Genomic DNA, 13,816 nt, shown 5'->3' with positions numbered 1-13,816 from the left:
CCTGGGCGCGCCCCGCGCGTCACTTGCCGACGCGGAAGCGGTTCCGGTCGAATCCGACGACGTCGCCCACCACGAGCTGGCGGCCGCGGCGCAGATCGACCTCGCCGTTGACCGTCACGAGCCCCTCGGCGACCGCCTCCTTCGCCTCGCCGCCCGAGAGGATCCCCGCGAACTTCAGGAACTGCCCCAGCCGGATCGACCCGCCGCCCAGCGGGACGTTCTCGGTCGAGTCCTCAGCGTTCACGAGCGGCCGATCCGGTAAGGAACGGCCGAGTTGTCGTACGCCATCGGCAACTCCATCACTCGGAAAATGTCCGGAGAGTACCAGTGCTCCTTACCCCCGCGACCATGAGTACCCAAAGATCGAAGCCATCCGCGGCCTTCGGCATTGCGGATGAGGTTCCTGGCGCCCTGGTTCGTGATGTCGAGACGGGCTTGAACATGCCGGACCGTCACGAACGGATTGCGCACGATGATCTCCACGAGTCGAGGCAGGTTCGACCTCTCCTTGATCGCTTCCTCGTAGTAGCGCTCGCGGATCCCGATGAGCTCCCGGGAACGTGCGACCGCATCGTCCGACTGTGCGCGGACCGCTTCGAGGAAGAACGTCAGCCAGCCCTCCACGTCGCCGGTCTCTCGGACGGCCTGCAAGCGCTCGTAGTACTCCTCGCGGTGGGTCTCGAAGAAGTGGGAGAGGTACAGGAGGGGCTGGGGAAGTCTCCTCCGTTCCATGAGGAGCAGGTTGATGAGCAGACGCCCGATCCGCCCGTTGCCGTCGAGAAAGGGGTGGATCGTCTCGAACTGATAATGCATGAGGCCCGCTTGGATCAAGGCAGGAAGGTGCCGTCCGTCGTCATTCACGAAACGCTCCCAGTCGCCAAGTAGATCACCCAGGTGGACAGGCAGTGGAGGAACGAAGGTCGCGATATCCGGCGTTGCGCCGGCGTGCCCGACCCAGACCGGGGACGTCCGGAACTCGCCCGGGTTCTTCTCCTCGCCTCGCACTCCTGTGAGGAGCGTCGCGTGTACGGCGAGGATCAGCCGCTGGGTGAGGGGAAGGGTCTTCGCCAGCTTGTACGCCTGGTGCGTCGCTTCGAGGTAGCGGTGGACCTCGGCCGTGTCGTCGTTCCGCGAGTCCTCATCGATTTCGGACTGGAAGACGTCCGAGAGGGACGCCTGGGTCCCCTCGATGCGGGAGCTCGCCAGGGCCTCCCTCCTCAGGTAGGGCCCGATGAGTTGCCCCGGATCGGTGATGAGCATCCCGAGGCCCTGAAGATGGCCCAGGGCTGCGTCAGCCTCCGAGAGGGCTGACACAACCTCCGCGGAGAGATCCATGGCGCGGGGCAGATGCTTCGGCAGGTAGTAGGTGAACGCCCACTTGTTCCCTGGTTCCTGAGTCGGGCTCCCGAAGGGCGAGTCGGCGAAACGATGCTGATCCATACGTCGACGCTACAACAGAACGGGCCCCGGAGTTGGAATTCTGGGGGACCGACCTAACCCAGTTGGACCGTCGGCGGCGCCCTCCAACTCAGCCCCTTGATCGTGGGACCGTCAGACCGCCGGGATGTCGGCGAAGCGGGAGAAGTGGCCGTGGAAGCCGACCGTCACCGTTCGGGTCGGACCGTTGCGGTGCTTCGCGACGATGAGGTCGGCCTCGCCCGCCCGCGGATTGTCCTTCTCGTACGCGCTCTCGCGGTGCAGGAGGATCACCATGTCGGCGTCCTGCTCGATCGAGCCCGACTCGCGCAGATCCGAGATCGCGGGCAGCTTGTCGGCGCGCTGCTCGGGGCCTCGGTTCAGCTGCGAGAGTGCGATGACCGGCACCTGCAGCTCCTTCGCGAGCAGCTTGAGCGCACGCGAGAACTCCGAGACCTCCTGCTGGCGACTCTCGACCTTCTTGCCGGAGGTCATCAGCTGGAGGTAATCGATGACGACCATCTTGAGGCCGACGCGCTGCTTGAGCCGGCGGCACTTCGCGCGGATCTCCACCAATGTCATGTTGGGCGAGTCGTCGATGTAGAGGGGCGCGTCGTTGATCCTTCCGCGGGTGGAGGCGATGGTCGTCCAGTCGCGCTGGTCGACCGTGCCCTTGCGCATGTGCTGCAACGGCACCGAGGCCTCGGCCGAGAGGAGGCGCATCGCGATCTCGCTGCGCCCCATCTCGAGCGAGAAGAAGATCGTGGCCATGTTGTGCTTGATCGCGGCGGCGCGGGCGAAGTCGAGCGCGAGAGTCGACTTTCCGAGCGCGGGTCGCGCGGCGACGATGATCATCTGCCCGGGGTGGAAGCCGTTGGTCAGGTCGTCGAGGTCGGCGAAGCCCGTGGGCACACCCGTGAAGGCACCGTCCTTGTGCGCGGCCGCCTCAATCTCATCGATCGCGACCGTCACGGCGTCGGTCAGCGGGACGTAGTCCTCCGCCGTCTCGGACCCCGTGACGTTGTAAATCTCGGCCTGCGCTGAATTGACGAGATCGAGCACCTCGCCCTCGCCCTGGTAGCCCATCTGCGCGATCCGGGTGCCCGCCTCGACGAGACGACGCAGCAGCGCCCGCTCGGCGACGATGGAGGCGTAGTAGCCCGCGTTCGCGGCGGTCGGCACCATCGAGGTGAGCGTGTGCAGGTAGTCGGCTCCGCCGGCCCGCTGAAGCTCGCCCTGCTTGGTGAGCTCGTCAGTGACCGCGATGACGTCGGTCGGCTCGCCGTGCGAGTAGAGGGCGAGGATCGCGTCGAACACGATCTCGTGCTTGGGGATGTAGAAGTCCGTGCCCTTGACGCTCTCGACGACGTCGGCGACCGCATCCTTCGAGAGCAGCATTCCGCCGAGAGCCGATTGCTCGGCGAGGAGGTCGTGTGGAGGAGTCCGCTCGTTGCCGCGGGACTCGCCGCGTCCGTCCGAGCCGGGTACCGCCAGGTGCGCGATCGTCATGCCTTCGCCTCCTCCTGTCGGTGCTGCGCATCCGGATGAACCGGTGTCGGGTCCGGTCTACCAGCGACCTCCGACAGCGGCGCACGGGCGCCTGCCCGCACCCCTCGCGGGGCGCTGCGCCACCCTACGGACCGCTACCCGCAGCACGCAAACCGCCCTGTGGAGAGAGCTGTGCAGAACCGAGGAGAAACGCCGTGCCCACTGTGGGCAACATGTGCACAACCCTGTGGGATTCGGCGCTGCCGGGAAGTATTTTCTCAGACCTGACCAGGCTTTTTCCGCTTTCCACAGCTGTGTGGGGAAAAGAGTCTCAAGACCACCGTGAAGGTTGGTCCCGCCGGAGGGTGTATGTGGATGGAGCTGTGGACAACGGTTACGACGGAGGGCGGTGCGAGGGGACCCGTGAGTCCTCTCGCACCGCCCTCCGCGGCGTTCTCGCGGCCTTACTTGGCCGCGACCACCTGCAGCTTCACGGTGGCCTGGATGTCGTCGCGCAGACGCACCACGGCCTCGTGCTCGCCGACATGCTTGATCGCGTTCGCGATCACGATCTTGCGCTTGTCGAGCTCACCGAATCCGGCTGCCGCCACCGCGTTCGCGATGTCGGAGGTCTTCACCGAGCCGAACAGGCGGCCGTCCTTGCCGGCCTTGACCGTCAGCTTCACGCGGTTGGCCTCGAGGACCTGCTTGGTGTGCTGAGCCTCTTCGATGGTCTTGTGCTCACGAGCGGCTCGCGCCGACTTGATCTGCTCGACCTGCTTCTCGCCACCGCGGGTCCACGCGACGCCGAAGCCCTGCGGGATGAGGTAGTTGCGGGCGAACCCGTTTTTCACGTCGACGACGTCGCCGGCGGAACCGAGCCCGTCGACCTCGTGGGTCAGGATGACCTTGGACATACCGTTACCTACCTTCCGCTGCCGGCGTAGGGCAGGAGCGCCATCTCGCGGGCGTTCTTGACGGCGCGGGCGATGAGGCGCTGCTCCTGGACGGAGACGCCGGTGATACGACGGGCGCGGATCTTCCCGCGCTCCGAGATGAACTTGCGGAGGGTCGCGACGTCTTTGTAGTCGATGACACCCACGCGGACCGACTTCGCGGGGGCCGCGTTCTTCGCGCCCTTGCCGCGGATCGGCTTGCGGCGGTCGCCGCTGCTCTTTCCAGCCATAGTGGTTTCCTTAGATTCTGGTTCGCCCCTGCCCCGTCGCGAGCGATCGCGGTGCGGGTGGGGCGGGATTCAGGTGAGGAGAGCGTCCAAGCCGAGGCTCAGAACGGCGTCTCGTCGTTGTAGCTGCCCGGCGTGCTCCACACGTCGCCACCGGCAGGAGCGCTCGGCGCCCACGGCTCCTCAGCCTGGCCGCCACGGTTGCCGCCGGTGGTGCCGGAGCCGCCCTGGTTGCCGCCGCCGAAGCCGCCCTGGCCACCGCCGATCTGACCGCCGTTGCCCTGGCCGCCACCGGCCTGGCCGCGTCCGCCTCCACCGGAGGCGCGCGTGACCTGCGCGGTCGCGTAGCGAAGCGACGGCCCGATCTCGTCGATCTCGAGCTCGATGCTGGTGCGCTTCTCGCCTTCCTTCGTCTCGTAGGAGCGCTGCTTCAGGCGGCCGGTCGCGACGACACGGCTCCCCTTGGTCAGCGTCCCCGCGACGTTCTCGGCGAACTCGCGCCAGACGGAGGCGCGGAGGAACAGCGCTTCGCCGTCCTTCCAGTCGTTCGCCTGACGGTCGAAGGTGCGCGGCGTGGAGGCGATGGTGAAGTTCGCGACCGCGAGCCCGCCCTGCGTGTAGCGCAGCTCGGGGTCAGCGGTGAGGTTCCCCACCACGGTGATGATCGTCTCGCCAGCCATGAGCGCTACGCCTTGGGAGCGGCCGAGGCCTTGGCCGCCTTGCGGGCGGCCTTCTCGTCGGCGAGCTTCGCGGCGGCCGCGACCTGGGCGATGCCCTCTTCGGCCCGCAGCACCTTGGTGCGCATGACGGCCTCGGACAGCTTCAGCTGACGGTCGAGCTCGTTCGCGGCGGCGGAGGTCGACGTGAAGTCGACGACGGCGTAGATGCCCTCGGACTTCTTGTTGATCTCGTACGCCAGACGACGGCGGCCCCAGACGTCGACCTTGTCGATGGATCCACCATCGGTGCGGATGACGTTGAGGAACTTGTCGAGACTCGGAGCGACGGTGCGCTCATCGATCTCGGGGTCCAGGATGACCATGATTTCGTACTGATGCGTCACTAACCCACCTCCTTCGGACTGAACGGCCACGGTATTTCCGTGACAGGAGGGTATGTAGCATCTGCCCACTCCCGCGGACGCGAGTGCGTCTGGTCGTGAACAACCTGGATAGACTACAGCAGGACCACCGCGACGCGCCGGGCAGGTCGCGGGCGGGCGGTGTCAGCGCCTCAGCGCGACGCCCACCACTCGCGGAGCCGCTGCGTCGCGATCTCCTCGCCGAGCGGACCCTCCTCCAGCCGCAGCTCGAGCAGGAACCGGTACGCCTGCCCCACCTCGGGCCCCGGAGCCAGGCCGAGGATCTCCATGATTCGGGTGCCGTCCAGGTCGGGCCGCTTCGAGGCCAGCTCCTCCTTCTCGGCGAGCTCGGCAATGCGCGCCTCGAGGTCGTCGTAGGCGTGTGAGAGTCGGTCGGCCTTGCGTCGGTTGCGCGTGGTCACGTCAGCGCGAGTGAGGATGTGCAGCCGCTCCAGCAGGGGCCCCGCGTCGGTCACGTAGCGGCGCACCGCGGAGTCGGTCCACGCGCCGTCCGTGTACCCGAAGAACCGCAGGTGCAGCTCGATCAGCCGGGCGACCTCGGTCATGGACTGCTTGTCGAACTTCAGCGCGCGCATCCGCTTGATCGCGAGCTTGGCGCCGACCAGGTCGTGGTGGTGGAAGCTCACCGCGCCGCCGGCCTCGAGACGTCGAGTGGCCGGCTTGCCGATGTCGTGCAGGAGTGCCGCGAGCCGCAGAACGACGTCAGGAGCGGCTCCGGGGTTCCGGGACTGCTCCAGCGAGATCGCCTGCTCCAGGACGGTGAGGCTGTGCGTGTAGACGTCCTTGTGGTGGTGGTGTTCGTCCTGCTCCAGGCGCAGGGCGGGCAGCTCCGGGAGGACGTGACCGGCTAGACCGGTGTCGACCAGCAGCTCCAGCCCGGCTCGCGGCGAGGGTGTCGCGAGGAGCTTGCGCAGCTCCTCCTGCACACGCTCCGCCGAGACGTCGCGGATCCGGCCGGCGAGCTCCGCCATCGCCCACTCCACCTCGTCGGTGGTGCGGAAGCCGAGCTGCGAGGTGAAGCGCGCCCCGCGGAGCATTCGGAGCGGGTCGTCGCCGAAGGAGAGGTCGGCCGGGGCGGGGGTGCGCAGCCGCTCGGCGAGCAGGTCCTCGACACCCCCGGACGGATCGATGAGGACCACCTCGGGGAGCCGGAGCGCCATCGCGTTCACCGTGAAGTCGCGCCGCACGAGATCCCCCTCGAGCGAATCGCCGAACTCGACCTCGGGCTTGCGGCTCACACCGTCATAGCTGTCGCTGCGATAGGTCGTGATCTCGACCGTCTCCCCCGACACGCGCGCGCCGATCGTGCCGAAGGCCCGACCGATGTCCCAGTGCGCCTCGGCGATCGGAGCGACGATCCGCACGATGTCGTCGGGACGAGCGGAGGTGGTGAAGTCCAGGTCGTGCACGCCGTGTCCGAGGAAGGCGTCACGGACCGGTCCCCCGACGAGGGCGAGCTCGTGCCCCTCCGCCGAGAACGCCTCCGCCAGCCGCGCCACGGTCGGCGTCTGCGCGAGTGCGCGGAGAGTCTCGAGAGCGGTCTGGACGCTGTGCATTCGCACGATCCTAGTCGTGGGGGGTGTCGCGACAGCGGATAACCGTGTCATACGGTTACCAGTCAGCACCGGGCACTCCGGGCGCGCGTCGCCTGCCCGGAGGAGGCCTGCCCGTAGAATCACCCGCATGGAGGCCGAGTGAGACCGATGCATCGGCGCGACCCCTCCCTCCGCTCGCGGGCGGCGCTTCTCCTTCTCCGTTCCACAGCTGCCGCCGCCCTCGCGCTCGGCCTCTCCGGCGTCGCCTCCCCCGCGCTCGCGGCCCCGAACGGCTCGACCGCCGTCACCGCGCCCGCCTCCGGCAGGGTCACCACGACGGCCGGAGCCGGCCAGGACGGAGTCCTGCGCCCCGGTGGAGACCTCCAGCTCTCGATCGCCGTACGTAACGACACCACCGAGGCGATCGACACCGCCGACGTCACCGTCGCCCTCTCCTACGCCACCCTCGATACCCGCGCCGAGCTGCACGACTGGCTCGACGCCGAGGCCGACAACGACACCGACCCCGTGCAGGCGGGCGCACAGCTCCGCCTCGCGCCCTCGAGTACCGCCGAGGTCGGTCTCACCGTTCCGGTCGATCAGATCCCCTTCTCGAAGGACCGCACCGCCCTCGGCACTCACGCCGTCCTGGTCACTGTCACCGGACCGGGCGGTGTCGTCTCGACCGCCCGGACGGCGGTGGAGCTCGCCGACGAGGCGGCCCCCGAGCGCGAGACCGGCGTCAGCGTCCTCGTGCCTCTCACCGTCCCGGACACCGCGGACGGCCTGCTCTCGGCCGAGACACTTGCCGACGACACGAACAGCACGGGAACCCTGACCCGCCAGCTCGACGAGGTCATCGGGAAAGGAGTGACGATCGGGGTCGACCCGCGCATCCTCGCCTCGATCCGGATCCTCGGCCGCTCCGCTCCGAAGTCGGCCCTCGACTGGCTCGACCGCCTGCAGACCGCGCCGAACGAGCGCTTCGCCCTGCCGTACGCCGATGCCGACGTCTCGGCGCAGGCGCAGGCCGGCCTCGCGACGCTCCTCTCTCCCGTCTCCTTCGAGTACGCGATCGACAACAAGCGGTTCGCCGCGGCGCCCGGCACCGCTACTCCCGCCCCCACCACAGCCGCCGACGCCGGCCAGCCCGCCGAGGATCTGCCGGCGCGACCGAGCGCCGAGTCGCTGGTCGCCTCGGACTGGAGCACCTCGCTCGGGAACGTCGCCTGGCCGGACGAGGGCACCCTCCGCGGCTCCGACCTCGACGTCTACGCGGCCAGCGGCGTGAACCGCACCATCGTCGCCTCCGACGGGCTCCTACTCCCGCAGGACGTCACCACGACCGCGCGGGCGAGCGTCGGCGCCTCCGACCTCGTCGTGGCCGACTCCCGGCTGACCGATGCCTTCAACGCGGCCGCGACCGCCACCGACGACACCGAGTGGCGTGCTCGTGTGTCCGTCATCGCCACCGATCTCGCCGAGGTGCAGGAGGAGGGCGAGGCACCAAGCGTGGTGCTCACCCTCGGCCGCGACTCCGCGCTCAGCGCCGAGCGCCTGTCCGAGACCCTCGACGCGATCGACTCGCTGCCGTGGTCCCGCGCCACCACCCTCTCCTCGGCCCTCGCCGTCCCCGCCACCCAGGGCGCGAGCGTCGTCGACTCGCCCGAGTCGACGCTCCGGGTCAATCAGGTTCGCGGCCTACTCGGCTCCGGCTCCAGGGTCGAGGCTTTCTCGTCAGTGCTGCAGAAGCCTGAACTGCTAACGGGCAAGAGCCGCAACGACGTCCTCGCGCTGCTCTCCGTGGGCTGGCGCGGCGACGGCAGCGCCTGGCGCGATGCCGTGACTACGGCTCGCGAGCAGGCCGACACTACGCTCTCGCTGGTCTCGATCGACGCGACCGACAGCATCCTGCAGGTCTCCCGAGACTCGAGCATCCCCGTTTACGTCCGCAATCAGCTCCCGTGGCCCGTCGCCGTCCGGATCCAGGCCTCCACCTCGAACGCCGTCCTCGACATCGATGAGGGCGCCATCGAGACCACCGCGATCGACGCCCGCTCACAGGGCCGCGTCCTCATTCCGGTGAAGGCCCGCGTCGGCAACGGCGAAACGAGCCTGGGCCTGCAACTCACCTCGTCCGACGGCGCTCCGATCGGCACTGCGACCGGGATGACAACCAGCGTTCGCGCCGACTGGGAGACGGTGGGCACGCTCGTCATCGGGATCGTGCTCGTCATCGTCTTCGGGCTCGGCATCATCCGCAACATCCTCCGTCGCCGTCGAGGCGACACCCCCGAGGAGGAGGACCCGAACGCCGTGCTCGCGGTCCAGCCCGGCCTCGACGACCAACGATCGGACCCGCGTGGCTAGCTTCTCCCTCGGACGCGCGAGCGCCGTCCTCGCCTCCGGCACGATGGTCTCGCGGATCCTCGGCTTCGTGATGTCGATCGTGATGGCGAACACGATCGGAGCCGCGGTGGCACCGGGCGCGGACGCCTTCACCACCGCGAACCTCCTGCCGAACACGATCTACTCGATCATCGCCGGCGGTGCGCTGAACGCTGTGCTCGTCCCGCAGATCGTCCGAGCGGGACTGGATGCGGACGGCGGACGCGGGTACATCAACCGACTGCTCACCCTGGCACTCGGACTCCTGCTGGTGACCACGGTCGCGGCGACCCTGCTCGCACCCCTGCTCGCGCGCCTCTACGCGCCCGGCTACGGGCCGGAGCAGTACCAGCTAGCCGTCGCCTTCGCCTTCTGGTGCCTGCCGCAGGTCTTCTTCTACGGTCTCTTCACGATCCTCGGCGAGGTCCTCAACGCGCGCGGCTCGTTCGGCCCCTTCACCTGGGCGCCGGTGCTGAACAATGTCGTCGTGATCGCCGGGCTCCTGGCGTTCATGCTGCTGTTCGGCGCCGATCCGGACGGAGATCGACCGGTCGAATCGTGGACGTCGGCGATGGTCTCCCTGCTCGCCGGCAGCGCGACGCTGGGCATCGTCGTGCAGTCGCTGTTCCTGATGCTCTTCTGGCGGAAAGTCGGCCTCAGCTATCGGCCGGACTTCCGCTTCCGCGGTGTCGGTCTCGGCACAGCGGGGCGGATGTCGCTGTGGTCGTTCGCGACGGTGCTGCTGACGATCGGCGCCGGGATCGTCGAGAGCCGGGTCTCCTCCATCGCCTCCGGTGAGGGCCCCTCGGCGGCGGCGCTGCAGAAGGCGTGGCTGATCTTCATGCTCCCGCACTCGGTGATCGCGATCTCGATCGCGATGGCGTACTTCACCAAGATGAGTGGGCACACCGCCCGGGGAGAAATGAAGGAATTCCGCTCCGACGTCTCCACCTCGCTCCGGCTCGTGCTGATGATGCTGGTCTTCGCCGCCGCAGCCATCGTCGTCGTCGCCGTGCCGTTCGGCTCCGTTTTCACTGACCGCTTCGCCGACGCGCAGGCCATCGGTGCCATCGCCACGGCCTACGTGATCGCCCTGCCGCTGTTCTCCTCTATCGCTATCGTGCAGCGCGCCTTCTATGCGTTGAGCGACGGACTGCGACCGTTCCTGTTCACTCTGGTGCAGGTCGTCGTCGCGGTCATCGGCTACCTCGTGGTGCTCCGCCTCCCCGTCGACCAGGTGGCTATCGGCATCGCCGCGGCCACCTCACTCGGCATCTGCGTGCAGGCCGTGGTGGCTGCCCTCCTCCTGCGGCGCCGGCTCGGGGGGACGGGAGGCAGGCGGATCCTGGTCCGGCTCGTGCAGTTCACCATCGCTGCGGTGCCCTCGGCGGCTGTCGGCTACGGCGTTCTCGTCGCTCTCGGAGGGACGCGGCCGGACGGTTTCGCCGTCTCGAACTACGTCGAACCGCTGCTCTCGATGGCGGTGATCGGTACGGCGATGGCGCTCGTCTACGTCGCGGTCCTCTGGTTCCTGCGGGTACCGGAGTTGCGTGCTCTGCTCGCGCCGGTCCTCCGCCGTCTGGGCCGCTGACTCGTCTCGCGATAATACCTGGTCAGGCGCGGTTTCCGAGGCGAGCCCCTGCCGGTTCAGAGAGCGGAGCCGCCGCCCTCAGCCCCGAGGAATAGCGCCCGCCTAGGATGTGTTGTAGCCCACGGAGCCGCGGAACGTTCGAGCGACCGGCTTCCGGTGCTCGGCCTTCGCCCCACCCGTCACCGCTCGACCACACCCGAGGAGTTGCCGTGCGCGACATCGTCATCATCGGATCCGGTCCAGCCGGCTGGACCGCCGCCATGTACGCGGCGCGCGCCGAACTGCACCCGGTGGTCGTGGCCTCGTCGGTCGAGATAGGCGGGGATCTGATGAACACCACCGACGTCGAAAATTTCCCCGGCTTCCCCGACGGCATCCTCGGCCCCGAGCTGATGACTGCGATGCAGGCGCAGGCCGAGAAGTTCGGCGCCGAGACGTTCTACGACGACGTCACCTCCCTCGATCTCGACGGTGAGGTGAAGACGGTCCACCTCGGCTCCGGCGAGAGCATCGAAGCGAAGACCGTCGTCGTCGCAACCGGCTCGGCCTACCGCAAGCTCGGACTCCACGACGAGGACCGCCTATCGGGACACGGTGTCTCGTGGTGCGCCACCTGCGACGGCTTTTTCTTCAAGGGGAAGACCATCGCGGTCGTCGGTGGAGGCGACTCCGCGATGGAGGAGGCGACCTTCCTCACCAAGCACGCGGCGAAGGTCTACCTCATCCACCGCAAGAACTCGCTCCGCGCATCGAAGGTCATGCAGAAACGCGCCTTCGACAACGACAAGATCGAGTTCATTTGGAACGCCGAGGTAACCGGGATCTCCGGCGAGAACCATGTCGACGGCGTACAGCTGCGCGACACGGTCGACGGCACCGAGTCCCACCTCGACCTCGACGGCCTGTTCATCGCGATCGGCAACGACCCGCGCACCCACATCGTGCACGGCAAGCTCGACCTCACCACCGAGGGCACCATTTCGGTGGTCGGCCGCTCTTCCCAGACCTCCGTTCCCGGCGTCTTCGCCGCTGGCGACGTGATCGACCCGACCTACCGTCAGGCCGTCACCGCCGCCGCATCCGGAACGGTCGCCGCGCTCGACGCGGAGCACTACCTTGCTTCGCTCGCCGACGGCGTCGCCCACACCGACGGCTCACCCCGGGCCGAGCTCATCACCCGCTGACCGTTCGGTCAGCTCACACCGGAGCCGGCGGCCGCCGACTCGTGAAGGAGAGAACACCATGTCCACCGCGAAGAGCGTCACCGACGCATCGTTCCAGTCCGACGTCCTCGACTCCGACAAGACCGTCCTGGTCGACTTCTGGGCCGAGTGGTGCGGCCCGTGCCGCATGGTCTCGCCGATCCTCGACCAGATCTCGGCCGAGCACGGCGACAAGATCGAGATCGTCAAGCTGAATGTCGACGAGAACCCGCAGACCGCTGCGAAGTACCAGATCACGTCCATCCCGGCGATGAAGGTCTACCAAAAGGGCGAGGTCGTCAAGACCGTCATCGGCGCCAAGCCGAAGCCCGCTCTTGAAGCCGATCTGGCCGCGTTCCTCTGAGTTCACGTCCCACTCGGCCCGTGTGGCCGCCGGAGAACCCTCGTCACGCTGTGGCGGGGGTTCTCCGTCTTTCACCGCTGTTTCACGTGAAACGGGGCAGGCCACGGTTCCCTCGGTGGCGCCCGACCTCCACGGCACAGCACAGGAGCGGCCGGTACTGTGGATCCACCCGGCCTCGGCACGGGCGACCCTGTCCACCGATCGAAGCGGAACAACCATCGTGACCAACCGCGGCACCAACCTCGACCCCTGGTATAACTCCTACGCGGAGCGCACGGCCGGTCTGGCCGCCAGCGAGGTCCGGGCTCTGTTCGCCGTCGCGTCGCGCCCCGAAGTGGTCTCGCTTGCCGGGGGAATGCCGTTCGTGTCCGCGCTCCCCCAGGATCTGGTGTCCGGCGCCATCGACACAGTGATGCGCGAACAAGGTCCCGTCGCGCTGCAGTACGGATCCGGTCAGGGTGTCCCCGTCCTCCGGGAGCAGATCCTGGACGTGATGGCCCTCGAAGGTATTTCCGCGAGCGCAGACGACATCGTCGTCACCACGGGCTCGCAACACGCCCTGGAGCTCGTCTCCAAGCTGTTCCTCGACCCCGGTGATGTCGTCCTCTCCGAGGGCCCCAGCTATGTCACGGCGATGGTTATCTTTCGCTCGTACCAGGCCGAGGTCGAGCACGTCCCGATGGACGAGCACGGTCTGATCCCTGCGGCACTGCGGGAACACATCGCCCGGGTCCGCGCCGCCGGAAAAAGGATCAAGTTCCTCTACACGATCCCCACCTTCCACAACCCGGCCGGAGTGACGCTGAGCTGGGAGCGCCGGGTCGAGATCCTCGAGATCTGCACGTCCGAGGGAATCCTCGTCCTGGAGGACAACCCGTACGGACTCCTCTACTTCGAGGACGTGCCGCCGAAGGCGATGCGCTCGCTCGAGGAAGACGGTGTCATCTATCTCGGCACCTTCTCCAAGACGCTCGCGCCCGGATTTCGGGTCGGTTGGGCGCTCGCGCCGCACGCGATTCGCGAGCGCCTCATCCTCGCCAATGAGGCGGCCGTCCTCAGTCCTTCGTCGTTCAGTCAGCTCGTGATCTCCCAGTACCTCACGACTGCCGACTGGAAGGCCCAGATCGACACCTTCCGCGGCGTCTACCGAGAGCGCAAGGAGGCCATGCTCCGGGGTTTGCAGAATCACCTCCCCGATCTGCGCTGGACGAACCCGAACGGCGGGTTCTACGTCTGGGTGACCTTGCCGGACGAGCTCGACTCGAAGGCGATGCTGCCGAGGGCAGTGAAAGAGCTGGTCGCCTATACGCCGGGCACCGCTTTTTACAGCAACGGAGACGGTCGGCAGAACATCCGCCTGTCCTTCTGCTATCCGACTCCAGAGCGGATCGGAGACGGGATCCGGCGGCTCGCGACGGTGATCAACGGCGAACTCGATCTACTCTCGACCTTCGCCGGTACCGGTCGGTTGACCAGCGCCGAGACGAGCAGGCGCGACGCCGGGCTGCCGCCCAACATCTCCTGACGCCGCTCCGACGATAAGAAAG

General features: G+C 67.9%; 13 protein-coding genes. 5 read left to right on the top strand and 8 right to left on the bottom strand.

The window, feature by feature from the left end; translation table 11 throughout:
• Nucleotides 1–19 precede the first annotated feature (19 nt).
• The 8 genes from C5D07_RS03425 to C5D07_RS03390 all read right to left on the bottom strand — a co-directional run bounded on the left by C5D07_RS03425 (nucleotide 20) and on the right by C5D07_RS03390 (nucleotide 6,745).
• A complete protein-coding gene (locus tag C5D07_RS03425; RefSeq protein WP_104258678.1) occupies nucleotides 20–244 on the bottom strand; it encodes an RNA-binding S4 domain-containing protein in 225 nt (74 codons plus the stop codon).
• The gene (locus tag C5D07_RS03420; RefSeq protein WP_068256704.1) at nucleotides 241–1,440 is read right to left on the bottom strand and encodes a Fic family protein; all 1,200 of its coding nucleotides are present in this window, start codon (nucleotides 1,438–1,440) and stop codon (nucleotides 241–243) included. The genes C5D07_RS03425 and C5D07_RS03420 overlap by 4 nt, the downstream gene beginning before the upstream one ends.
• A gap of 111 nt (nucleotides 1,441–1,551) precedes the next feature.
• Entirely contained in the window at nucleotides 1,552–2,925 is a 1,374-nt protein-coding gene (gene dnaB, locus C5D07_RS03415) for a replicative DNA helicase (RefSeq protein ID WP_068256707.1), read from the bottom strand.
• 443 nt (nucleotides 2,926–3,368) lie between these two features.
• A complete protein-coding gene (gene rplI, locus C5D07_RS03410; protein WP_068256710.1) occupies nucleotides 3,369–3,821 on the bottom strand; it encodes a 50S ribosomal protein L9 in 453 nt (150 codons plus the stop codon).
• An 8-nt stretch (nucleotides 3,822–3,829) separates the two neighbouring features.
• Complete coding sequence (rpsR, locus tag C5D07_RS03405; RefSeq protein WP_055784551.1) at nucleotides 3,830–4,090, bottom strand: 30S ribosomal protein S18; 261 nt, start codon at nucleotides 4,088–4,090, stop codon at nucleotides 3,830–3,832.
• A gap of 98 nt (nucleotides 4,091–4,188) precedes the next feature.
• Nucleotides 4,189–4,767 (bottom strand): single-stranded DNA-binding protein, encoded by a 579-nt coding sequence (locus C5D07_RS03400; protein WP_068256713.1) that lies wholly within the window; start codon nucleotides 4,765–4,767, stop codon nucleotides 4,189–4,191.
• Nucleotides 4,768–4,772: 5 nt separating this feature from the next.
• Complete coding sequence (gene rpsF, locus C5D07_RS03395) at nucleotides 4,773–5,150, bottom strand: 30S ribosomal protein S6 (RefSeq protein WP_068207796.1); 378 nt, start codon at nucleotides 5,148–5,150, stop codon at nucleotides 4,773–4,775.
• Between the two features lie 170 nt (nucleotides 5,151–5,320).
• Nucleotides 5,321–6,745, bottom strand: coding sequence for a CCA tRNA nucleotidyltransferase (locus tag C5D07_RS03390; RefSeq protein ID WP_104258677.1), 1,425 nt, complete (start codon nucleotides 6,743–6,745; stop codon nucleotides 5,321–5,323).
• Nucleotides 6,746–6,892: 147 nt separating this feature from the next.
• Between C5D07_RS03390 and C5D07_RS03385 the strand changes: the two genes are divergently transcribed.
• From C5D07_RS03385 to C5D07_RS03365, 5 genes are all read left to right on the top strand, one after another.
• A complete protein-coding gene (locus C5D07_RS03385; protein WP_104258676.1) occupies nucleotides 6,893–9,094 on the top strand; it encodes a DUF6049 family protein in 2,202 nt (733 codons plus the stop codon).
• Entirely contained in the window at nucleotides 9,087–10,703 is a 1,617-nt protein-coding gene (gene murJ / locus C5D07_RS03380) for a murein biosynthesis integral membrane protein MurJ (RefSeq protein WP_104258675.1), read from the top strand. The genes C5D07_RS03385 and murJ overlap by 8 nt, the downstream gene beginning before the upstream one ends.
• A 209-nt stretch (nucleotides 10,704–10,912) precedes the next feature.
• The gene (trxB, locus tag C5D07_RS03375; protein ID WP_068256719.1) at nucleotides 10,913–11,887 is read left to right on the top strand and encodes a thioredoxin-disulfide reductase; all 975 of its coding nucleotides are present in this window, start codon (nucleotides 10,913–10,915) and stop codon (nucleotides 11,885–11,887) included.
• 58 nt (nucleotides 11,888–11,945) lie between these two features.
• Nucleotides 11,946–12,269: a thioredoxin gene (trxA, locus tag C5D07_RS03370; RefSeq protein WP_068256722.1), complete on the top strand. Its 324-nt coding sequence runs from the start codon at nucleotides 11,946–11,948 to the stop codon at nucleotides 12,267–12,269.
• Nucleotides 12,270–12,486: 217 nt separating this feature from the next.
• Nucleotides 12,487–13,794: an aminotransferase-like domain-containing protein gene (locus tag C5D07_RS03365; protein WP_428839187.1), complete on the top strand. Its 1,308-nt coding sequence runs from the start codon at nucleotides 12,487–12,489 to the stop codon at nucleotides 13,792–13,794.
• The last annotated feature ends 22 nt before the right edge of the window (nucleotides 13,795–13,816 follow it).

Origin of the sequence: Rathayibacter tritici, assembly GCF_002932875.1 — a bacterium.
In the GTDB taxonomy this organism is placed as follows: Bacteria; Actinomycetota; Actinomycetes; order Actinomycetales; family Microbacteriaceae; genus Rathayibacter; species Rathayibacter tritici.
This window is presented reverse-complemented; position numbering and strand designations above follow the sequence as displayed.

Bases quoted from the DNA above. Each gene is read 5' to 3' on its own strand.
- C5D07_RS03420 (WP_068256704.1), bottom strand. From the start codon at position 1,440: ATGGATCAGCATCGTTTCGCCGACTCGCCCTTCGGGAGCCCGACTCAG.
- dnaB (WP_068256707.1), bottom strand. From the start codon at position 2,925: ATGACGATCGCGCACCTGGCGGTACCCGGCTCGGACGGACGCGGCGAG.
- rplI (WP_068256710.1), bottom strand. From the start codon at position 3,821: ATGTCCAAGGTCATCCTGACCCACGAGGTCGACGGGCTCGGTTCCGCC.
- rpsR (WP_055784551.1), bottom strand. From the start codon at position 4,090: ATGGCTGGAAAGAGCAGCGGCGACCGCCGCAAGCCGATCCGCGGCAAG.
- C5D07_RS03400 (WP_068256713.1), bottom strand. From the start codon at position 4,767: ATGGCTGGCGAGACGATCATCACCGTGGTGGGGAACCTCACCGCTGAC.
- C5D07_RS03390 (WP_104258677.1), bottom strand. From the start codon at position 6,745: ATGCACAGCGTCCAGACCGCTCTCGAGACTCTCCGCGCACTCGCGCAG.
- C5D07_RS03385 (WP_104258676.1), top strand. From the start codon at position 6,893: ATGCATCGGCGCGACCCCTCCCTCCGCTCGCGGGCGGCGCTTCTCCTT.
- trxA (WP_068256722.1), top strand. From the start codon at position 11,946: ATGTCCACCGCGAAGAGCGTCACCGACGCATCGTTCCAGTCCGACGTC.